The organism is Nonomuraea sp. NPDC005983, from assembly GCF_040614375.1.
Classification (GTDB): Bacteria; Actinomycetota; Actinomycetes; order Streptosporangiales; family Streptosporangiaceae; genus Nonomuraea.
Window position 1 is genome coordinate 1 of record NZ_JBEXUP010000041.1, and the last position, 20039, is coordinate 20039.

The following is a 20039-nucleotide window of genomic DNA, read 5'->3' on the forward strand; positions in this document are numbered from 1 at the left end:
GGGCGCCCCCCCCTACTACCGGTCGGTCTCCGGCTCACCCGGCCGTGGCTCCACGGCCGGGTCAGCCGTAGACCGAGTCGTGGCTCCACGCGGTTCCGCGGGCCTTTACGGCTGGGCCAGGCGTAGTTCGACCACCAGCCCGTGCGGGGTCGCCGGCAGCAGGCTCAGCGTGGCTCCGCAGGACTTCGCCAGCTCGGCGGCGATTGCCAGGCCGAGCCCGCTGCCTGGCACGTTGGCGTGCGCCCCCGACCTCCAGAACCGGCCGAGCGCCTCCGCCCGCTCCTCCTCGTCCAGCCCCGGCCCGTCGTCGGCGACGCGGAGCACCCCGTCGCGGAAGGTGGCCGTCACGGTGCCGTCGGCGGGGACGAACTTCTGCGCGTTGTCGAGGGCGATGTCCGCGACCCTGGCCGCCGCCTCCGGTACGACTGACATTTCGGGAATGTCGATATGGAGGGTGACCCCCTTGGCCGCGTACACCTCCCGCCACACTGCCAGCCTCGGGCCCAGCTCGGTCTCCTTCTCCTTCGCCGCGCCCGCCTCCACTCTGGCCAGCGCCAGCAGGTCCTCCACCAGCAGGGCGAGCCGGTCCAGCTCGCCCATGGCCTCCTCGAACTCGACCGTGCCCTCCTGGCGCAGGTGCGGCTCCAGGTTCTCCAGCCGCAGCCCGAGCACCGTGAGCGGGGTGCGCAGCTCGTGCGAGGCGTCGGCGACGAACGCCCGCTGCCGCTCCATCGCGCCCGACACCGCGTCGGCCATCGCGTTGAACCGCTCCTCCAGGCGTTGCAGCTCCGTCGGGCCCACCCCGGGATGGGCCCGCGCGTCGAGGTGGCCCTCGGCGATGGCCCGGGTGGTACGGTCCAGCTCGGTCACCGGACGAAGGATCCACCGGGCCAGCCGCCTGGCCGCGAGCACCGAGTAGCCGAGCGCGATCAGCGCCCCGACGGCCAGCGCCCCCCACACCAGAGTGACGTCCAGCCTGGCCTGGTCGGCGCTGGCCTCCAGCAGCACCACGCCGCTGAGCTGCGCGTCCCTGCCCGCGGGCTCCGCCAGCAGCACCCGCGACGGGCCGAACGGGCTGATCGTCGGCAGGTCCTCGGTGGTGCGGCCGGACATCGCCAGCCGCACCGCCTCCTCCTCGTCCTCGGCGTCGAAGCGGCCCGCCGTGACCACCACCGAGCCGTCGCGGTCGCGCACCCGCACCGCCGCGCCGTAGAGGTCGGCGTAGCGGGTGATCTCGGCGATCAGTGACGTGTGGTCGTCGTCACGGGCCGCCTGGTCGGCCAGCTCGGCGAAGCGGGTCGCGTCGGCGCGCCGGTCGAGCAGCAGCCGGTTCGTGCGGTGGGAGGCGTAGGCGAGGCCGAGCGGGACCGCCATCGCCGTGATGACGAAGATGATCAACGTGGTGAACGTGACCACCAGCCGGGAGTTCACGCTGAGGACCCCAGGCGGTAGCCGGTGCCGCGCAGCGTCTCCACCAGCCCCGGGCGGCCCGTCTTGGACCGCAGCCCCGCCACGTGCACGTCGAGCGAGCGGGAGGCCGACAGCAGCGGGTCGCCCCAGACCTCGTCCAGGATCTCCTCGCGGCTGCGCACCACGCCCGGCTCGCGGGCGAGCAGCGCCAGCACGTCGAACTCGCGCCTGGTCAGCGTCACCGCCTCGCCCGACACGGTGACCTGCCGCGTCTCCAGGTCGATGCGGACGTCCCCGACACTGACCACGTGGTCGCGCGCCGGCATCGGACGGGTGCCGCGCCGAATCACCGCCTCCATGCGAGCCATCAGCTCCGCCGTGCGGAACGGCTTGACCAGGTAGTCGTCGGCCCCCGAACGCAGGCCGCGCAGCACCTCGCGCTCCTCGGTGCGCGCGGTCACCACGATGACCGGCACCGCGGAGACCCGGCGCAACCGGCGCAGCACGTCGAGGCCGTCCATGTCGGGCAGGCCCAGATCCAGGAGGACGAAGTCGACGCCCCCCGCCAGGCGGAGGGCGTCGACCGCGAGGCCCGCGCGCGCGACCTGGTGGCCGTGACGCGCGAGGGCCGTCGTGAGTGCGGAGGCGAGCCGATCGTCGTCTTCGACCAGAAGAACTCGCATATGGCCCAGACTAGAGGCGGGCGGGGACCGCTTCCGCCGCCTCCCGCTCGGACCTGGTCAGGGCCGCGTCGCGGGTCTCCCGCATGGTCAGGTAGACGACGAGCGAGACCGCGGCGCAACCGGACACGTACCAGTAGAAGCCGGACTCGATGCCCGAGTCCTTGAACCACAGCGCCACGTACTCGGCGGTGCCGCCGAACAGCGCGTTGGCGATCGCGTACGGCAGCGCCACGCCGAGCGCGCGCACGTGCGTCGGGAACAGCTCGGCCTTCACCACCGCGTTGATCGAGGTGTAGCCGGTGATGATGATCAGGCCGATCAGCGAGAGGATCAGCGCGCCGGCGAAGCCCGAGACGCTGGAGAGCGCCGTCATGAGCGGCACCGTGCCGAGCATCGAGCCGATGCCGAACGTGATCAGCAACGGGCGGCGGCCGATCCTGTCGGACAGCCCGCCGGCCAGCGGCTGGAGCAGCATGAAGATGAACAGCGCGGTGAAGCTGACCAGCGTCGCGGTCTCCTTCGGCAGGCCCGCGGTGTTCGCCAGGTACTTGGTGAGGTACGTCGTGTAGGTGTAGTACGCGACCGTGCCGCCCATGGTCAGGGCGATGACCAGCAGCGCTTCCTTCTTGTGGGTGAGCAGCTGCGCGATGGAGCCCCGCTTGCCGGCGTCGGTGTCGCCGTCGCGCTCCTCCTCGTCGTACGCCTCGGTCTCCAGGAGGTTGCGCCGCAGCCAGAACACGACCGCCGCGGCGAGCGCGCCGATGATGAACGGGATGCGCCAACCAAAGGACTTGAGCGCCTCCTCCGACATCGAGTTCTGCAGGATGATCTGCAGGCCGAGGCCGACGAGCTGGCCCGCCGTCATCGAGACGTACTGGAAGCTGGAGGCGAAACCGCGCTTGCCCTGCGGCGTGGCCTCCGTCAGGTAGGTGGCGCTGGCCGCGTACTCGCCGCCGACCGACAGGCCCTGCAGCAGCCGGGCCACCAGCAGCACCACCGCGCCGAAGTAGCCGACGGCCTCGTACGTCGGGGCGATGGCGATCAGCAGCGCGCTGGCCGACATCAGCGTGACGGTGAGCGTGAGCGCCGCCTTGCGGCCCTTCCTGTCGGCGTAGCGACCGAGCAGCCAGCCGCCGACAGGACGCATGAAGAAGCCCACGGCGAAGATGCCGGCCGTGTTGAGCAACTGCGCGGTGTCGTTGCCCTTGGGGAAGAAGGAGGCGGCGAAGTAAATCGCGAAGCTGCTGTAGACGAACCAGTCGTACCACTCGACAAGATTGCCGACCGAGCCGCCGATCACAGCCTTCCACGGCACGCGGGGTTTGCTCACTGGAATACCTCCTGGGGGGAGTAGATGCAGGCCAGAGCCTCTCCGCAGAAGGTTGTTCGGACAAGAGGAGTTGGCTTATATCTAACGTCCGCTTAACATCACGGCAACGTGGGCCTGATCGCGGCCGTCACCGGCGCGGCCCGACCGGTAGGCGCCACTCGTTCCACTCGTCCAGCACGCGGAAGCCCAGCGCCTCGTTGATCGCCAGCATGTGGGCGTTGGACGTGGCGTTCCAGGTGATGATCCGGCCGATCCCCGGCTCCCGCTCGCGCAGCCAGAGCAGGTTCGCCAGCTTGAGCAGCAGACCGAGGCGGCGGCCGCGGTGCTCGGCGAGCACCGTGGTGTCCTCCTGGTGCCCCCAGTCGCTGGAGCGGTCGGCCAGGAGCCGGATGCGGGTGTACCCCGCCGGTGCGCCGTCGGAGGCTCGCCTGGCGATGACCGTGTAGCAGTCGTCGCCGGTCAGCGCGAGCGACTCCTCCCTGAGCCGGACGCGTTCGACGTCGTAGTCCAGGGCCTCGACGTCCCCGTCGCGTGGCGCGTCGTTCATGCCGGCCATCAGCGCGGCCAGGTCGGTGTACAGCTCGGGCGCGGCCGGTCCCGTCCAGCGGTCGAGACGGTAGCCGTCGACCTGGGGGAGCATGCGCTCGAAGGCCGTCCAGTCGGCCGAGCGCAGGTCGAGGACGCGGCGGGCCTCGGCCACCGCGACCGTCATGCCCTGGGCGCGGGCGAAGCGCTCACCCGTACCCGTGGCGGGAGACTCGGCGAGCAGCAGCCGCCGCCCCTCGGCGCGGACACGGTCGACGGCGTGGCGGAGCAGGGCGGAGCCGAGACCGCGGCCCCGCCGCTCGGGCCGCACCACAAGGGGGAACAGCCGGCCCAGATGGGTGTTCTCGCTCTGGGGGAACGCCAGACCGTACCCGCCTACCACCTCGCCGTTCTCGGAGGCCGCCCACGCCTCCGCGCGACGGCCGGGGCCGCCCGTCCGCACCAGCCAGGCGAAGGCGCGGGTGGGCACGAGCGGGCCGGGGTCGTCGCCGGAGGCGGCCAGATAGGTCGCGTGCAGGCCGGTGAGCAGGTCGCCCGGCTGGTCGAGGTCGATGCGCTGGATCTGCATGGGGCCAGCGAAGCGCATCGCCCCGTCCGTGGGCGAACGCTTTACTGCTGGTAACCCTCGACCTCGCTGGCCGGGCGGGCGTGGGCGCCCTCGGGGTCCTCGCCCGCGTCGCGGCGGGCGCGGCGCTGGCGCAGCAGGTCCCAGCACTGGTCCAGGGCCGTCTCCAGTTCCTTGACTCGCTGGTGCTCCTCGTCGGTGGTGACCTCGCCCGAGGTGAGTCGGCGGCGCAGCTCGTGCTCTTCGGCCACCAGATCGCCGATCTTGTTCAGAATCTCGTTGTCCCGCATGCCGAAGAGAATAGTGATTGCGTGATAGAAAACGCCCTATGTCTGGTATCGCGCTGGTAAGAAAGCCAGGTCCGCGGATCGCCGAGGGGATCGTCACCAACATCCGCCGCGAACCGGTCGACGCGGCGCTGGCGGCCGACCAGCACGACGCCTACGTGGCGGCGCTGGAGGCGAACGGGTGGCGTCCCGTCCACGTCGAGGCCGCCGACGAGCTGCCCGACGCGCCGTTCGTGGAGGACACGGTCGTGGCCTGCGCCGGGCTGGCCGTCCTGACCAGGCCGGGGGCGCCCGAGCGGCGTCCCGAGGTGGGCTCCGTGGCGGCGCTCGTGCGGGAGCTGGGCGTCAGGTCGGTGCGTGTCACGGCGCCCGGCACACTGGACGGCGGGGACGTCCTGCAGGTGGGCGGCACCGTCTACGTCGGCAGGTCGGCCCGTACCAACGACGAGGGGATCGGCCAGCTCGCCGCCCTGCTGCCCGAGCGGCGGGTCGTGCCCGTGGAGCTGCGCGGCGTCCTGCACCTGAAGTCGGCGGTCACCGCGCTGCCCGACGGCACGCTCATCGGCGACCCCGCCCGCGTGGACCTGCCCGGCCTGCTGGAGCCGGTCGAGGAGGCGGGCGCGCACGTGGTGCTCCTGGGCGGTGAGCGGATCCTGATGGCCGCCTCCGCCCCACAAACCGCCGCGATGCTCGAGACGCGCGGATTTATCGTGACGATGGTGGATATTTCGGAATTTGAGAAGCTGGAGGGCTGTGTCACCTGCCTGTCGGTTCTCATCATCTGAGATCCAGGACGGCGCACCGCGAGACGTCTGGTAGCGTTCAAGACATGCTGCGTGGCCTCCTTCTTAGCCGCCGCGGCGGGGGCCACTGAGGCCGGCTCCCTCGCCGCGGAGCTAGCCATGCGCGTCGGCCGTTCCATTCGACCGACGAGGAGCCGCAGACATGACCGCCCAGCAGCCCAGCCCGATGCCCTTCCAGCGGTACCAGCCCTTCGAGCCGGTACGCCTGACCGACCGCACCTGGCCTGATCAGGTCATCACGAAGGCGCCGCGATGGTGCGCGGTAGACCTGCGCGACGGCAACCAGGCGCTGATCGACCCGATGGACTCCCACCGCAAGCTCAAGATGTTCGAGCTGCTGGTGCGGATGGGGTTCAAGGAGATCGAGGTGGGCTTCCCCGCCGCCAGCCAGACCGACTTCGACTTCATCCGCCAGATCATCGACGAGGGCCGCGTCCCCGACGACGTCGCCATCCAGGTGCTGACCCAGGCCAGGCCCGAGCTGATCGAGCGCACCTTCGAGTCGATCAGGGGCGCCAGGCAGGCCATCGTCCACCTGTACAACTCGACCTCCACGCTGCAACGCCGCGTGGTGTTCGGCCAGGACCGAGACGGCATCACGGCCATCGCCGTCGAGGGCGCCAAGCTGGTCAAGAAGCTCGCCGAGGCCAGCGACGTCGACGTCCGCTTCCAGTACTCACCCGAGTCGTTCACCGGCACCGAGCTCGACTACGCCGTCGAGGTGTGCGACGCGGTCAACGAGGTGTGGCAGCCCACCCCCGACCGCAAGGTGATCATCAACCTGCCCGCCACGGTCGAGATGGCCACCCCGAACGTGTACGCCGACCAGATCGAGTGGATGCACCGCAACCTGAAGCACCGCGACTCGATCATCCTGTCGCTCCACCCGCACAACGACCGCGGCAGCGCCGTGGCCGCCGCCGAGCTGGGCTACATGGCCGGGGCCGACCGCATCGAGGGCTGCCTGTTCGGCAACGGCGAGCGCACCGGCAACGTCTGCCTGGTCACCCTCGGCATGAACCTGTTCTCCCAGGGCGTCGACCCCGAGATCGACTTCAGTGACATCGACGAGATCCGCCGCGTCACCGAATACTGCAACCAGCTGCCCGTGCACCCGCGCCACCCGTGGGGCGGCGAGCTGGTCTACACCGCCTTCTCCGGCTCCCACCAGGACGCCATCAAGAAGGGCTTCGAACACCTCGAGGCCGACGCGGCGGCGGCCGGGGTGCCCGTCGACGAGTTCACCTGGGGAGTGCCGTACCTGCCGATCGACCCCAAGGACATCGGCCGCAGTTATGAGGCCGTGATCCGGGTCAACAGCCAGTCGGGCAAGGGCGGCGTCGCGTACATCATGAAGGCCGACCACCAGCTCGACCTGCCGCGCCGCCTGCAGATCGAGTTCTCCAAGGTCGTCCAGGCCCGCACCGACGCCGAGGGCGGCGAGATCAGCCCGGCGCAGATGTACGCCATCTTCCAGGACGAGTACCTGCCGAACCCGGCCAACCGCTGGGGCCGGCTCGGCCTCATGGCGCACCGCCACGAGTCGACGGTCGACGACAAGGACCGCATCGGCGCCGACGTCCGGCTCGATGGCGAGATCCGCGAGGTCGAGGGCGTCGGCAACGGGCCGATCTCGGCGTTCATCGACGCGATCGCGGGGCTCGGCATCAAGGTTCGGGTGCTCGACTACGTGGAGCACGCGATGAGCGCGGGCACCGACGCCAAGGCCGCGTCCTACCTGGAGTGCGAGGTCAACGGGCAGGTCCTGTGGGGCGTGGGCGTCGACGCCAACACCACCACGGCCTCGCTCAAGGCCATCATCTCCGCAGTCAACCGCGCCTCCCGCTGACCGTAACGGCTCCACACCCGGCCTCCGCATCGACCTGCTGGGCCGGGTACCCGGCACACGCCCACAAGGCCACGTACCAGTCACTCGACCGTGCCTCCGCGATCAGGGGAGGCACGGTCGAGTCGTCTCCCGCCGGGGTGCTACTTGCCTGGAGTGCAGCCGTACACCTTGCCGTAGCGCTTTTGGGCTATGCGCATGAGCTCGATCATGTCCTTGATCGCGTCTCGGCCTTTGGCGACCTGGGCGAGGTAGATGGTGATCAATTGGTCTTTGCCGTCGCAGCGAAACTTCGCGACAACTCGATATGGCTGGTCGGCGAAAGGTGTATCCGGTAGGTATGCCGCCAGGCCGTCACCAAGGTTGGAAGGGAGTGTGACTCCGCCGTGTCTGCTGTAGACCTGACGCCTGTCTTCGAGAACAAAGTCCAGTTGTTCTCGAGGCATCCCGTCGCCCTCCTGCATCCACCTCACCTCCAGAGGACGAGGAGTTGTATCTGGTGCCCAGCAGTCATGGTCCGTATCACTGCCGTCCGTCTTCTCGGCGAGAGGCCCGGTCACGCCACCGACCAGGCGAAATGCCTGCTCAGGGATGAGCTTGCAGACGTATGGTGCGGAATCCGCGACTGGTTGGAGCGCTGGAATCGGTGTGGAGACGAGGTCGTTCTTCGTGGTGCAGGCTGAGGTGAGCAATACAAGAGCAGTCACAGCGACACGCGGACGGGAATGCCTCATTTTGCCCCTCCGGGCGGGATCTGAAGGCCGAGATAGTCGTCTACCTCAGTGGACTCGCGGAAGGTGATTCTGAAGCGGTCGAGCAGGTCGTTGCTTCCTCCGCTTTCGCGAGTCCACGCGAGGAACTGGCTGTATTCCTGCGGAGTCATCTCGGCGAAAGGCTTGATCGTGTGAGGAGTCCCAGCCGCAAATGTCTGCCTTTCCAGGCCTATCCCGTCGAAAAGGCCCTTGTTCAGCATGGACGTGGCGATCATCTGCTCCGCCAGCCTTTCCACCGCCAGTCGGTTGTCCGCCAGCGTGCGGTGCGTCTCGTCCAAACCCGGCCCGTGTTCGGACATCTGCTGGGCGACCTGGGTGGCGATCTCGTCATACGCGGCCCCGGTGAGCTTGTCGTACTGCGCGCTGACCAGCTTGCCGAAGGCTCCGGTGGCCAGGTCGCCCACCTGTCGGGCTCCCGGGACCGGGAGCAGCCCTATCGCGTTGCCCACCATGGTCTTCAGCGCCTCGTCCGCCTTCTTGTCGTCCAGCCCCTGGGCGATCAGCACCTGGCGGCGGATCTCGACGATGTGGCTGAAGGGGCGCGCCTCCGCCACGGTTCGGTCGGTCAGGAACTGCTTGATGTCGGCCGTGTCGACTCGTCCATCCTGGTCGAAGTCGAACTCCTTGACGTCGGACTTGGTGAAACCGAGGCGTTCGGCGTTGGAGGCGTCGAGGCCGACCGGAGGAACGGTGGCGAGCGCCACTCGCATGTGTTCGGTCTGTGCTCTCACCAGAGCCTCGAACCCGGCGTCGTCGGACGTGGCCAGCGCCAGCGCGTAGGACATGTCCTCGGCCGCGACCTGGCCGAAGGTCGCGTGGTTCAGGAGGAGACGGGAGAGCTCGTCGACGTTGGCCGCGATCGCACGGCTCAGGGGGTAGCTCAGGGATGCGAAGCGGTCGAACGTGTCTCTGTCTCTGATCTCCAGGTTGCCGCTGTCGGCTCTGCCGAAGGCGCCGCGCACCTCGTCAGCGATGATCTTCGTCATCTCGGCGGCCAGTCTCCGGGAGGTCTCGTCCCGGCCGGTTGTGGCGGTCACGAGCATGTCATTGAAGGGCGCGGAGTCGTTCAGATAGCGGGACGCGCCCCATCGGGTCGTCAGCAGATAGTCCAGCACGGACTCCTTCCACCCGGCCGGAGTGTGGTCCAGCAGCGCGTGGGACGCCTCCCGGCTGGACTTCGCCGCGTGGAACAGGTCGTCCACCACCGAGGATCCGGCCCTCGTGCCTGGTCTGCCCGCCTGCGTTTCCGGCCTCAGCACGGTGCCGAGGCCGAGCGCGCCGGCCAGGTCGAAGATGGGGATCTGAGCTCCCGCGAAGGTGCGGCCGAGCAGGTCCTGGCTCGCCGCCCATGCGCCCTTTCGCTGGTCGTGCTCGTAGACGAGCACGTCGCGCCCGACGACCTCCATGAACTCCTTCGAGAACGGCGTCTTCCCGTCGTGGGCAAGCCAGATGAGCGCCTGGGCCTGGTAGCCCGAGTACTTCGTGTCACCGGCCTTGTGCTCGGCCCGGCCCTCCTTCACCAGGTCCTGGAGAAAGCCGGTGCCCATGTACGCAGGATTCTTCGGATCGGTCCCGTTGGCCAGAGCCGTGCTCAGCATGCGCAGAGCCGCCTTGCCTTGGAGCGAGAGTTGGGCCGCGCGATCGGAGTCGCCGTGGTCCATGGCGTCGCGCAACCGGGCGGTGAGCGAGCCGGGTAGCCGCGTTACGCCTCCGGCGCCCAGGGCGCCCAGGAACGCCTTGACGAACTCCGCGTCTCCGGTCCTGGACGTGTACTTCTTCAGCTCCGCCAGCGCCTTGGCGTCCCCGTCCGCGGCGTTCAGTGCGGCCCGACCCGCCAGCGTGCCGTCCAGTAGGCCCTTGGCGGACTCCAGGCCGTCAGGCATCTCCAGGAAGCTTCCGGCGGGCGTGCTCCTCCCGAAGGTGACCTTCTGTCGCTGCAATTCGTGGACCAGTTTCTGCCGCCGCCGCAGGTCCTCGGCCTGTGTGGTGATCCGTCCGGCCAACTGCCGCAGCCGCGCCGCCGGGGAGGGGTCGAGCCCGGCGCTCTGCAGCTCGGTGTGCAATGCCTGCGCCAGCCCCTCCAGCCGTCTGGCGGCCTCGGTGTGCTTGCTGGTCATCGTGTCGAATTCGGGCTGCTTGACGCCGGTGAACTCCGTCATGGCGTGCCCTGAAGCGACGCCAGCTTCCGGTTCGCGCTGTGGACCGCCTGTGTGAGCATGTCCCGCAGCTCCCGCTGGTCAGCGTGGACCTGGGCGTCGAATCGGGCGCCTGTCGGCCCCACCCACGCGTCGTTCTCCATCAGACGGCAGGACGAATCGAGCGCCCACCAGTGCTCGTCCGACAGCCGCTGGATCCGCTCCGCCGCGGCCCGCATCGCCACGTGATCGAGGTCAGCCAAGATGCTCCCCTTGTACGGCTCGCTGCACCAGAACAGATCAGGAGGCGGCGTCCCCCACGTCTTTCACACGCTAATCAACATCGCATCCACAAAACAAGGTTGAACGCTGTGAAAGGCATAGCACGTCTGACCTTTATTTAGGAATGGGGTGTTTTACCTGAATAGAGCCGCGCGGAGTCAACGTTTACGGTCTGGGAGAGATGTGATCTTCGGCCAGTCTTGTCCGGGGCGAAATTGACTGTGACCTGTACGTCTCTTCCCTAAGGAGAATGAAACCCGGCGGGTGCTCGTTGAACATCGACTGAAACAGCCGGGAGGGGATCGGGGGCCAGATGGTCGACGAGTACGCCATCACGGACAGAAAGATCCTGGCCCGCAGGCTGGGGCGGGGAGTGTAACTACGCGCCGACTACGCGCTCGGACAGCGCCCGGCTTGCCCATCGCAGTGGCGGGCCAGCGGACGTCGATCAACGCCGAAGACGTTATCGAGCAGGCCAAACGGGACACCAGGAAGCCGAAGACGCCCTTCGCCAGTGCGGTCAACGGGCCCGAGAACCAAGAGATCGACGGGCGGTCGGAAGGCGCTGTTCGAGCAGTTCAGCGAGGATTTCTTCGATCTGGTCATCGACGACGGGTGTCATCGGGGAGCGCGTGGGATTGCGCACCGCATGAGTTGACAGTCGTGCCTGGCGAACATGTTGATTAGTCGAACTCGCCGTCCTTCACGCCGCCGATGAAGGCGTCCCATTCGCCGGGGGTGAAGATCAGCGCCGGCCCGGCCGGGTTCTTGCTGTCGTGGACGCCCCGGCGTCCACCGGAGAGTTCGGCGACCTCAACGCAGTTGCCGCCGTCGGGTCCCGATCGGGTGGATTTGCGCCACGTCGCTGTGCCGAGTTCTCGCATCAGCTCGTCCATCGTTGCAGCGTCTCCTTGATCAGCTCTAGGGATTCGCGTTGGGGAAGCGCGTCGGAGCGAATCACCTCATATCTGTATGTCGCAGTGGCGGGCGAACTCCTCCGTCGGCGACCGCCTGGCTGTCTCGATCATGCTGATCGTGCCGACGGAGTAGGACACCGCCTTCGACAGACGGATCTGGGACCAGCCTCGTGCCTTGCGGTGTCGCCGTAGCTCGAAGCCGAAGAGCGCGGTCGGCGAGTCGGCGGGGCAGAGCTCGCTTTCCTTCGGCATCTGACCTCCTGGGGGACCGCCGTTTCAACGAAGCTTTCAGCGAAACGATTGATGGCTGCTCGAAGTCAATCGGCTACTAAATGTAGTCAAAGCTTGGGAGGGTTGGAAGGCCGATCGCAGCCGACTTCTTCGAGTGGGTGAAGCCATGAAAGCAGCGAGCGCGGAGCCGAGGGTCACCGTCACCGCGACGGAGGAGATGGTCTACGTGGAGGTGCGTGACGCCGGTTCCGCGTTCTCCGGCCCCCACGTCCGGCGGGAGCCGGAGGCGGAGGACGGCCGTGGATTGCTGATCGTCAGTGAGATCTCGCAGGACTGGGGAGCCCGAGAGCACGGTCGTGGGCTTGGCCGTACCATCTGGTGCGCCATCCAGGTCGTCCCTCCTTGCCACGCCCTGTCTGCTCCCGGACCGGTCTCGAGGTCGGTCGGTGGGCGCGGTCCTGGCTGAGCGCGCAGTCGGTCAGAGCTGGGCGGTGCCGTCTTCTCGTGGAGGGAGTGGGGCCGCCGCCAGAACGTCCGGCCGGATCTTCCCCCGTAGCTCCAGGCCGGGCACGCCCCCGATGAGCGCGCCCATCTCACCCACCCTCATCGGGGGCATCTCCTCCGGGCGGCCTCGCGCAGCAGGCCGTACCGGCTCGGTGGACCGGTCCGGGGTCGTCGTGCCGCTGTTCACGCACGGCTGTCGGGAGTGAGGCCCATCAGCTCGCCCGTGAGGCGCATCGAGTGCTCGAAAGCTGTGCGCCGCTCCTCGATCGTGTTGTTGAACTGGCCGAACAGCTCGAAGCTGACCCAGCCGTACAGGGCGGTCCAGGCGGTCAAGGCGCGGAATATCACGTCGTCGGGCATGTCGGGGACGTCCGGCATGACCGAGCGGACGTTGGCCGCGTCGGGGGCCAGCGAGGGCGGGGGAGTGATGGTCTCGGCGGGCGGAGTGATCGCGCCTGCCCGCCAGGCTTCGGAGACGATCCTGCCGAACACCGTGACGTCGCGGACCCTGGCGGCGATCGTGTCCTGTGGCGCCTGGTAGCCGGGCACCGGCGAGCCGTGGAGCAGGGCGTACTCGTGCGGGTGGGCCAGCGCCCAGTCGCGGACGGCGTGGCAGGCCGTCAGCCAGCGTCCCGTGAAGTCGCCGGGCGGCGAGGCGGCGTAGGCCTGCTCGACCGCCTCGCCGAGCGCGTTGTAGCCGTCGATGATCAGTGTGGTCAGCAGGTCGTCGCGGCTCGGGAAGTAGCGGTAGACGGCCGAGGAGGCCATGCCCATCTCCCTGGCCACGGCGCGCAGTGACAGACCGCCCGCGCCCTCGGTGGCGAGTTGGCGGCGGGCGAGGTCGGCGATTTCCCTGGTGAGTTCGGCCCTGACTCGTTCTCTCGCGGTTCGGCTTGCTGTCATGTTCCATACGCTATCAGAGCAGTGAGAAAAATCGAGAGCACCGCTCTTGACGATCGCTGCTCTCTTGGGAGAGCATTGCTCTTGCAAGTGAACGTCAGTCACGGAGGACGGCATGCTCGCCATCGCGAAAGGGGCCAACGCGGCCCTGATGTTCTTCCTGGAGCTCGGCGTGCTCGCCTCGGTGGCCTACTGGGGGTTCACCGTCAGCCCGAACTGGGCGGTCAAACTGCTCGCCGGGCTGGGCGGCCCCGCCCTGTTCATCGCCGCCTGGGCGCTGTTCGGCGCGGGAGGTGGCGCCAACGCCACCTTCCCGCTCACCGGGCTCGCCCGCGCGGCCCTGGAAATTGTCTGGTTCGGCGGCGGGGCGCTGGCCCTCTACGCAGCCGGCGCGGCCGCCCCGGCGGCCGTCTTCGCCGCCGCCTTCGTTCTCAACGCCATCCTTCGCATCGTGTGGAAGCAGGTCTGATTATGTCCAAGCACGTCGTCGTCGGGTCCGGGCAGGTCGGCGCGCATCTGGCCCGCAAGCTCCTGGAGCGGGGCCACGAGGTCACGGTCGTGACCCGGTCGGGCAGCGGTCCCGCCGGAGCCCGCAAGGTGGCGGCCGACGTCGCCGACAGGGCGAAGCTGACCGAGGTCACCAGGGGCGCCGACGTCCTCTACAACTGCGTCAACCCGAAGTACCACCGCTGGCTCACCGACTGGCCGCCGATGGCCGAGTCGTTCCTGGCCGCCGCCGAGGCGACCGGCGCGGTGCTGGTCATCCTCGGCAACCTCTACCCGTACGGCCCCGTCACCGGCCCGATGACCGAGGACCTGCCGCTCGCCTCCGACACCCCCAAGGCGCGGGTGCGGGCCCGGATCTGGGAGGACGCGCTGGCCGCGCACCGCGCCGGCCGCATCAGGACGACCGAGGTGCGCGGCTCCGACTACTTCGGCCCCGGCGCCACCGACCAGTCCTACCTCGGCGACCGCTTCCTCGTCCCGCTCAGGGCGGGCAGGACGATCAGGCTGATCTGGCCCGCCGACGTCCCGCACAGCTGGACGTACCTGCCGGACGTCGCCGACGCGTTGATCGTCGCGGGCGGCGACGAGCGAGCCTGGGGACGCCCCTGGCACGTGCCCACCGCCGAGCCGCTGACCTTCCGCCAGCTCGGCGAGCGGATGGCGGCCATCCTGGGCAGGCCCGCCCCCAGGATGGCGCAGCTCCCGTGGCCGCTGCTCAGGGCGGCCGGCCTGGTCTCGCCCATGATCGGCGAACTGTCGCACGTCCGCTACCAGTTCACCGCGCCCTACGTCCTCGACTCCTCGGCCTTCCAGGACGCGTTCGGTGTCGGGCCCACCCCGATCGACCAGGCGCTGAAGGTTACGCTCGACGGATGAGAACAGCCATGATCGGCCTGGGCGACATCGCGGAGAAGGCCTACCTCCCCGTACTGGCCGCCCAGCCCGGCCTCGACCTGCATCTGTGCACCCGCAACACCAGGGTCCTGGACCGGCTCGGCGACACCTACCGGATCGCCGCCCGGTCCACGTCCGTCGACGAGGTGATCAAGGCGGGGGTCGACGCGGCGTTCGTGCACGCCGCCACCGGCGCGCACCCCGAACTGGTCGAGCCGCTGCTCGAGGCCGGGGTGCACGTCTACGTCGACAAGCCGATCGCCGACAACCTCGCCGACGCCGAACGCCTGGCGCGGCTCGCGAAGGCCCGCGACAGGTCGCTCATGGTCGGCTTCAACCGCCGTTACGCCCCCGGCTACGCCGACCTGGCGGCCCTGCCCCGCCATCTCATCCTGATGGAGAAGAACCGCCAGAACTACCCCGACGTGCCCCGGCGGGCGGTCTTCGACGACTTCATCCACGTGGTCGACACGCTGCGCTTCCTCGTCCCCGGCGACGTCACCGACACCAGGATCAGGACCCGCACCAGCGGCGGCCTGCTGGAGCACATCGTGCTGGAGCTGTCGGGCGACGGCTTCACCGCCATCGGCGTGATGAACCGGGTCAGCGGGGCCGCCGAGGAGACCTGCGAGGTGATGGGCGACGGCGTCAAGCGCCGCGTGGTCAACCTCGGCGACGTGATCGACTACGCGGGCGGCGAGACGCTCGCCAGGCGGCCCGACTGGGTGCCGGTGTCCAGGCAGCGCGGCATCGAGCAGGTCTGCCTGGACTTCCTCGCCGCGGTCCGCGCCGGCCGGCGGATCGACGCCGACGACGCTCTGCTCACCCACGCCATCTGCGAGGACGTCTGCGAGGACGTCGTCAGGCGGGCGTCCTGAGCTGCATCCACCTGTCGGCCCTGGCCAGCATGCCGCTGAACGCCCGGCCGCCCAGGCGCGATATCACGGTGAACCCGTTCCGGTCGCGCAGCGGGCTGGACGACGACACCACGCCCGCCACCGCCCCGCCGGACAGAACAGGACCGCCGCTGCCCCCGGCGGGGGAGTGGCAGTTCCGCGTGACCAGCACGCCCGGCCCCCTGTCGGTCGCCTCGGCCGCGTCGCCCAGGCAGCGGTACATCCGCGTCCCGGGGTACCGCCTGCCCGCGGGGTAGCTCAGCAGTTCCAGGCCGCGCAGCGAGGTGCCGCGACGGGTGGGCAGCACGGGCAGGCCCCCGCCCGTCACGTCCTCCAGTCGCCGGCCGCGCCGCCCCACGGCGACCACGGCCACGTCGTAGGGCAGCGCCGCCGCGTACTGCCGGCGCAGCCAGCGGTGCGGCACCCACGTCCGCAGGGCGGGCCAGACGCCCAGGGGCGGGTAGCCCCGGTCGAAGCCGGGCAGGAAGGCGACCTCCTTGAGCCTGCGGCCCTCGTGGTAGAGGCAGTGCGCGGCCGTCAGCACCAGGCTGCGGCTGGGCGAGTCGATCACCGATCCCCCGCACAGCACGTGCGTGCCGGTCACGCTGTCACGGCCGAGCAGCGCCCCGGTCAGCCGCCGCGCTCCGGTGTACGGCCTGGGGACGGGGGCGTAGCCCAGACGGTCGCCGCCGGGCGTCAGCACCTTGTTCACCGGTACGTTGCGCAGGGACGCCTCGGAGACGCCGGTCGGGGCGAGCAGGACGAGTGACAGCGCCAACCTGAGCACGTCCCCACTCTAGAACGAAGTTGATCACGCCTCTGACCTGCGACACTGCCTTTGCCGAAGATCCGCGGAAAGCTTCGGCCGCCGGTGCGCGACGAACGCGGCTCATCCGGGAGAGACCATCAGGAAACAGGACAGGTCGAAGCGGTCGTGAAGATCCCGACTGAGCTACGGCGTGATGACTCGGGCGAACAGGTCCGCGTGACCGGTGATCCGGTGCCGCGCCCAGTCGCGCTGCGCCGGATGCGCGGGGCGCTGCCCGAACTGGAGACGATCGTGCCGGGCCACGGCCCGATGGGCGACGGGCACGCCGCCGCGTAGGAGCACCCAGGGTGCGGGCCGTGAACAGGCCCGGTCGTACGATGAACGGGACGCTGCCGTGGACGGCTCGTCACACGACAGCGGAACGTGCACAGCGGAACGTATACAGAGGAACGTACACAGAGCAGCGAATCGTCATCTCCTCCCAGGCGATCACGCCGCAAGGCGCCCAAAGGGAGACACTGATGGCACTCTTCGACACCGACGTCCTGATCGTAGGAGCCGGCCCCACCGGCCTGCTGCTCGCGGGAGACCTCGCCGCGAGAGGCGTCGCCTGCATGCTCGTGGAGCGGGAGCCTCAAGGCTCGAAGCTCTCCCGGGCCTTCGGCGTGCACGCCAGGACGCTGGAAGAGCTCGACGCCCGGGGCGTCGCCGACGAGCTGATCGAGACAGGCACGATCTTCAGGACGATGGTGTTCGGCGACCTGGAACTCGATCTGTCCCCGCTGCGGTCACGCTTCCCGTTCCTGCTGGGCACCCCGCAGTACAACACCGAACGCGTGCTGGAGAACCGCGCCTCCGGGCTCGGCGTGGAGGTTCTGCGCGGAGCCGAGGTCGTCGGTCTCCGCCAGGACGCCGACGGGGTGGACGTGGACATGCGCATCGACGGCAGCGTGCACACCCGGCGAGCGAAGTTCGTGGTGGGCGCCGACGGCGTGCGCAGCGTCGTACGCGACGCGCTCGGCGTTCCGTTCCTCGGGCGTTCCGTGGTGGAGTCGGTCATGCTGGCCGACGTCCGGCTGACCGAGCCCCCAGCCCGTGGACTGGCCCTCTACACCGGCGCGGAGGGCTTCTGCTTCATCGCCCCCTTCGGTGACGGGCGATACCGGATCATCGCCTGGGACCGGCGGCGGCAGCTTCCCAGCAGCGCGCCCGTCACTCTCCAGGAGTTGCGCGACATCACCCGTCGCGTCATGGGCACCGACTTCGGCATGCACGACGCGCACTGGCTGACGCGCTTCCACAGCGACGAGCGGCAGGTTCCCAGCTACCGCGTCGGCCGGGTGTTCCTGGCCGGCGACGCCGCGCACGTGCACTCCCCGGTAGGCGGGCTGGGGATGAACACCGGCCTGCAGGACGCGGCCAACCTCGGCTGGAAGCTCGCCGCGGCGGTGCAGGGCTGGGCACCGGACGGCCTGCTCGACACCTACCACGCCGAACGGCATCCGGTGGGCAGCAGGGCCGTGCGACTCAGCGGCCGCCTGCTCAGCACCGCCCTGGCCCGCACCTGGTGGGACAGGCTCACCCGCGCGACGCTCCCGATCATCATGAACCGGTTCTCGCCTGCCGCCCGCCGGATGCGGGAGGCCATCTCCGGCCTCGCGATCTCGTACCCGGCGCCTGGCGGATCGCACTCGCTGGCCGGTCGGCGCATCCCGGACGTCCGCCTGACCGGCGAGCCGGCGCGGCTGTACGAGGCGCTGCGCGCCGGGCGCTTCGTGCTCCTGGCCCCTGCCGACGAGCCGGCGCTGACGGTGAGCCCTCCGCCGGCGCAGGTGATGCACGCCACGCCGAGAAGCACCCGCCTGCCCGTCATGCTGGTCCGTCCGGACGGATACATCGCCTGGGCGAGCGCCGCCAAGGACCCCGCCGCCCGTGCCTCCGGCCTACGCGCCGCCCTCGCCGCATGGTGCGGTTCGCCGCCGGAGCCGGCCGAGGCCCGGGCGGCTGCCGGGCGACCGGCGAAACCCACTGACCGGCGATAAGGACGACGCAGGCCAGGGTGTGTCCACGGGAGCCAGTAGGTGCAGAACTCCGCCTTCTCCTCCTCGCTCTTGCCGGCCAGGTCCAGCAGCCCCTCGAAGGAGCCTTCGCGGGGAGCGCCGGGGGCGAAGCGGAGCAGCATCGTGGCTGGCTCGCCCGGCTCGTCCCGGAAGGCGTGGATCCGGCCTTCCGGGACGAGCACCCAGTCACCGGGAGTGGTGTCGATCCAGCGGGAGCCGTCGTAGATGCGGACGGTCCCCTCCAGGATGGAGAACGACTCCGAGCGTGTCCTGGCCCACCGGTTCAGGGTGTCACGGGTACAGGCCGCGCATCCGGTGGGCCTCGGCCACCCGTCCGACGCCGATGGCGTGGGCCGCCTGCCGCAACGTGAGGCCGCGGCCGGCCGCCAGCGCCTGCACCTCGGCGTAGGCGCCTTCCATCAGGTCGCGCAGCTTCAGCTCGACCTCGCTCGCGCTCCACGAGTAGGCCTGCATGTTCTGCACCCACTCCAGGTAGGAGACGATCACGCCGCCCGCGTTGGCCAGGATGTCGGGCACCACCGTGGTGCCGTTGGCGGTGAGGATCTCGTCCGCGCCGGGTGTGGTGGGCCCGTTGGCGCCCTCCACGATGAGACGGGCCCGCACCTGCGGGGCGTTCTCCGCGGTGATGACGCCTTCCAGCGCCGCGGGCACCAGGACGTCCACGTCCAGCTCGAACAGCTCCTCGTGGGTGAGGGCGTCGGCGTGGCGGTAGCCGCGCACGCCGCCCGACTCGGCGACCCAGGCGCGCAGGCCGGCGACGTCCAGCCCGCCGGCGGCGTGCACCGCGCCGGTGACGTCGGAGACGGCGACGACCTTGCAGCCCGCGTCGGCGAGGTACTGCGCGGCGAGCGCGCCCACCTTGCCGAAGCCCTGCACGGCCACGGTCACGCCCTCGGGCGAGTGGCCGAGTGCGGCGAGGGCCGCGATCTGGACGCCCCGCGAGGTCGCGCCCGCCCGGCCGAGCGAGCCGCCCAGCGTCATCGGCTTGCCGGTGACCACGCCGGGCACCGAGTAGCCCGTGTTGACGCTGTAGGTGTCCATGATCCAGGCCATGGTCTGCTCGTCGGTGCCGACGTCGGGCGCGGGGATGTCCTTCTCCGGGCCGATCAGCGGCAGGATCTCGTTGACGTAGCGGCGGGTCAGCCGCTCCAGTTCGAGGACGGTGAGCGCGCCCGGGTCCACGGCGACGCCGCCCTTGGCGCCGCCGTACGGGATGCCGACCAGCGCGCACTTCCACGTCATCCACATCGCGAGCGCGGTGACCTCGTGGATGTCGGTGCTGGGGTGGAAGCGGATGCCGCCCTTGGCGGGGCCGCGCGAGACGTTGTGCTGGACCCGGAAGCCCTGGACGACGTCCATGCGGCCGTCCTCGCGCCGCACCGGCACCGACACGGTCAGCGAGCGGCGGGGGGTGGCGAGCATCGTGCGCAGGCCGTCGTCGAGGCCGAGGTGGTCGGCTGCCTGGGCGAGCTGGTGGAGAGCGGAGTCGAGGGCCTGGCGGCCAGGTGTGATCAGGGCCGGCGTCGTTGACGGCACCATGACGGTCATGGAAGAGAGTCCTCCTGTTATGGACGCCCGGTAACCGGGTAAGGCGCCGTTGCCTCACCCATGTGGGCGTTCTTGTCGTGATCAGCCTAAGGCGGGGCGTTTGGCATCGCATCGGTTTTGCGTTGCCGCGCC

General features: G+C 69.7%; 21 protein-coding genes. 7 read left to right on the top strand and 14 right to left on the bottom strand.

What is annotated here, in order from left to right; genetic code table 11:
• Positions 1-105: 105 nt before the first annotated feature.
• From ABZ297_RS19535 to ABZ297_RS19555, 5 genes are all read right to left on the bottom strand, one after another.
• A complete protein-coding gene (locus ABZ297_RS19535) occupies positions 106-1431 on the bottom strand; it encodes a HAMP domain-containing sensor histidine kinase (RefSeq protein ID WP_355347667.1) in 1326 nt (441 codons plus the stop codon).
• Positions 1428-2093 carry a response regulator transcription factor gene (locus ABZ297_RS19540; protein WP_355347670.1) on the bottom strand — a complete coding sequence of 222 codons (666 nt, stop codon included), beginning with the start codon at positions 2091-2093 and terminating at the stop codon, positions 1428-1430. The genes ABZ297_RS19535 and ABZ297_RS19540 overlap by 4 nt, the downstream gene beginning before the upstream one ends.
• Before the next feature lie 10 nt (positions 2094-2103).
• Positions 2104-3423 carry an MFS transporter gene (locus tag ABZ297_RS19545; RefSeq protein ID WP_355347673.1) on the bottom strand — a complete coding sequence of 440 codons (1320 nt, stop codon included), beginning with the start codon at positions 3421-3423 and terminating at the stop codon, positions 2104-2106.
• Between the two features lie 127 nt (positions 3424-3550).
• Positions 3551-4537 carry a GNAT family N-acetyltransferase gene (locus ABZ297_RS19550; protein WP_355347676.1) on the bottom strand — a complete coding sequence of 329 codons (987 nt, stop codon included), beginning with the start codon at positions 4535-4537 and terminating at the stop codon, positions 3551-3553.
• A 41-nt stretch (positions 4538-4578) separates the two neighbouring features.
• Complete coding sequence (locus tag ABZ297_RS19555) at positions 4579-4824, bottom strand: DUF2630 family protein (protein WP_350805602.1); 246 nt, start codon at positions 4822-4824, stop codon at positions 4579-4581.
• 38 nt (positions 4825-4862) lie between these two features.
• Between ABZ297_RS19555 and ddaH the strand changes: the two genes are divergently transcribed.
• Entirely contained in the window at positions 4863-5606 is a 744-nt protein-coding gene (ddaH, locus tag ABZ297_RS19560; protein WP_355347679.1) for a dimethylargininase, read from the top strand.
• 160 nt (positions 5607-5766) lie between these two features.
• Positions 5767-7473 carry a 2-isopropylmalate synthase gene (gene leuA / locus ABZ297_RS19565; protein WP_355347682.1) on the top strand — a complete coding sequence of 569 codons (1707 nt, stop codon included), beginning with the start codon at positions 5767-5769 and terminating at the stop codon, positions 7471-7473.
• A gap of 140 nt (positions 7474-7613) precedes the next feature.
• Here the strand turns inward: leuA and ABZ297_RS19570 are convergent, their stop codons facing one another.
• The 7 genes from ABZ297_RS19570 to ABZ297_RS19600 form a co-directional block, all read right to left on the bottom strand.
• A complete protein-coding gene (locus tag ABZ297_RS19570; protein ID WP_355347685.1) occupies positions 7614-7934 on the bottom strand; it encodes a hypothetical protein in 321 nt (106 codons plus the stop codon).
• A 266-nt stretch (positions 7935-8200) separates the two neighbouring features.
• Entirely contained in the window at positions 8201-10402 is a 2202-nt protein-coding gene (locus tag ABZ297_RS19575; RefSeq protein WP_355347688.1) for a hypothetical protein, read from the bottom strand.
• Positions 10399-10641, bottom strand: a complete 243-nt coding sequence (locus ABZ297_RS19580; protein ID WP_355347691.1) for a hypothetical protein — start codon at positions 10639-10641, stop codon at positions 10399-10401. The genes ABZ297_RS19575 and ABZ297_RS19580 overlap by 4 nt, the downstream gene beginning before the upstream one ends.
• 702 nt (positions 10642-11343) lie before the next feature.
• Positions 11344-11556: a DUF397 domain-containing protein gene (locus tag ABZ297_RS19585; RefSeq protein WP_355347694.1), complete on the bottom strand. Its 213-nt coding sequence runs from the start codon at positions 11554-11556 to the stop codon at positions 11344-11346.
• A 66-nt stretch (positions 11557-11622) separates the two neighbouring features.
• On the bottom strand, positions 11623-11829 hold the full coding sequence (locus ABZ297_RS19590) for a helix-turn-helix transcriptional regulator (protein WP_355347697.1): 207 nt from the start codon (positions 11827-11829) through the stop codon (positions 11623-11625).
• A gap of 457 nt (positions 11830-12286) precedes the next feature.
• Positions 12287-12415 carry a hypothetical protein gene (locus ABZ297_RS19595; protein ID WP_355347700.1) on the bottom strand — a complete coding sequence of 43 codons (129 nt, stop codon included), beginning with the start codon at positions 12413-12415 and terminating at the stop codon, positions 12287-12289.
• A gap of 80 nt (positions 12416-12495) precedes the next feature.
• Positions 12496-13215: a TetR/AcrR family transcriptional regulator gene (locus tag ABZ297_RS19600; protein ID WP_355347703.1), complete on the bottom strand. Its 720-nt coding sequence runs from the start codon at positions 13213-13215 to the stop codon at positions 12496-12498.
• A 112-nt stretch (positions 13216-13327) separates the two neighbouring features.
• On the opposite strand from ABZ297_RS19600, the gene ABZ297_RS19605 reads away from it, so the two are divergent.
• Genes ABZ297_RS19605 through ABZ297_RS19615 form a run of 3 tightly spaced genes read left to right on the top strand, consistent with a single transcriptional unit; the run spans position 13328 to position 15491 of the window.
• Positions 13328-13681, top strand: a complete 354-nt coding sequence (locus ABZ297_RS19605) for a YrdB family protein (protein WP_355347706.1) — start codon at positions 13328-13330, stop codon at positions 13679-13681.
• 2 nt (positions 13682-13683) lie between these two features.
• The gene (locus ABZ297_RS19610) at positions 13684-14595 is read left to right on the top strand and encodes an NAD-dependent epimerase/dehydratase family protein (RefSeq protein WP_355347708.1); all 912 of its coding nucleotides are present in this window, start codon (positions 13684-13686) and stop codon (positions 14593-14595) included.
• Complete coding sequence (locus ABZ297_RS19615; protein ID WP_355347711.1) at positions 14592-15491, top strand: Gfo/Idh/MocA family oxidoreductase; 900 nt, start codon at positions 14592-14594, stop codon at positions 15489-15491. Before ABZ297_RS19610 ends, ABZ297_RS19615 begins: the two co-directional genes overlap by 4 nt.
• Here ABZ297_RS19615 and ABZ297_RS19620 read toward each other — a convergent pair.
• A complete protein-coding gene (locus tag ABZ297_RS19620; RefSeq protein WP_355347714.1) occupies positions 15475-16296 on the bottom strand; it encodes a hypothetical protein in 822 nt (273 codons plus the stop codon). The genes ABZ297_RS19615 and ABZ297_RS19620 overlap by 17 nt on opposite strands.
• Positions 16297-16443: 147 nt before the next feature.
• Here ABZ297_RS19620 and ABZ297_RS19625 point away from each other — a divergent pair, with 147 nt between their 5' ends.
• Both ABZ297_RS19625 and ABZ297_RS19630 read left to right on the top strand, forming a co-directional pair.
• A complete protein-coding gene (locus ABZ297_RS19625; RefSeq protein ID WP_355347717.1) occupies positions 16444-16614 on the top strand; it encodes a hypothetical protein in 171 nt (56 codons plus the stop codon).
• A gap of 185 nt (positions 16615-16799) precedes the next feature.
• Positions 16800-18320 (top strand): FAD-dependent monooxygenase, encoded by a 1521-nt coding sequence (locus ABZ297_RS19630; RefSeq protein WP_355347720.1) that lies wholly within the window; start codon positions 16800-16802, stop codon positions 18318-18320.
• Positions 18321-18629: 309 nt separating this feature from the next.
• On the opposite strand, the gene ABZ297_RS19635 is transcribed toward ABZ297_RS19630, so the two are convergent.
• The gene (locus ABZ297_RS19635) at positions 18630-19907 is read right to left on the bottom strand and encodes a Glu/Leu/Phe/Val dehydrogenase (protein WP_355347723.1); all 1278 of its coding nucleotides are present in this window, start codon (positions 19905-19907) and stop codon (positions 18630-18632) included.
• Positions 19908-20039 lie beyond the last annotated feature (132 nt).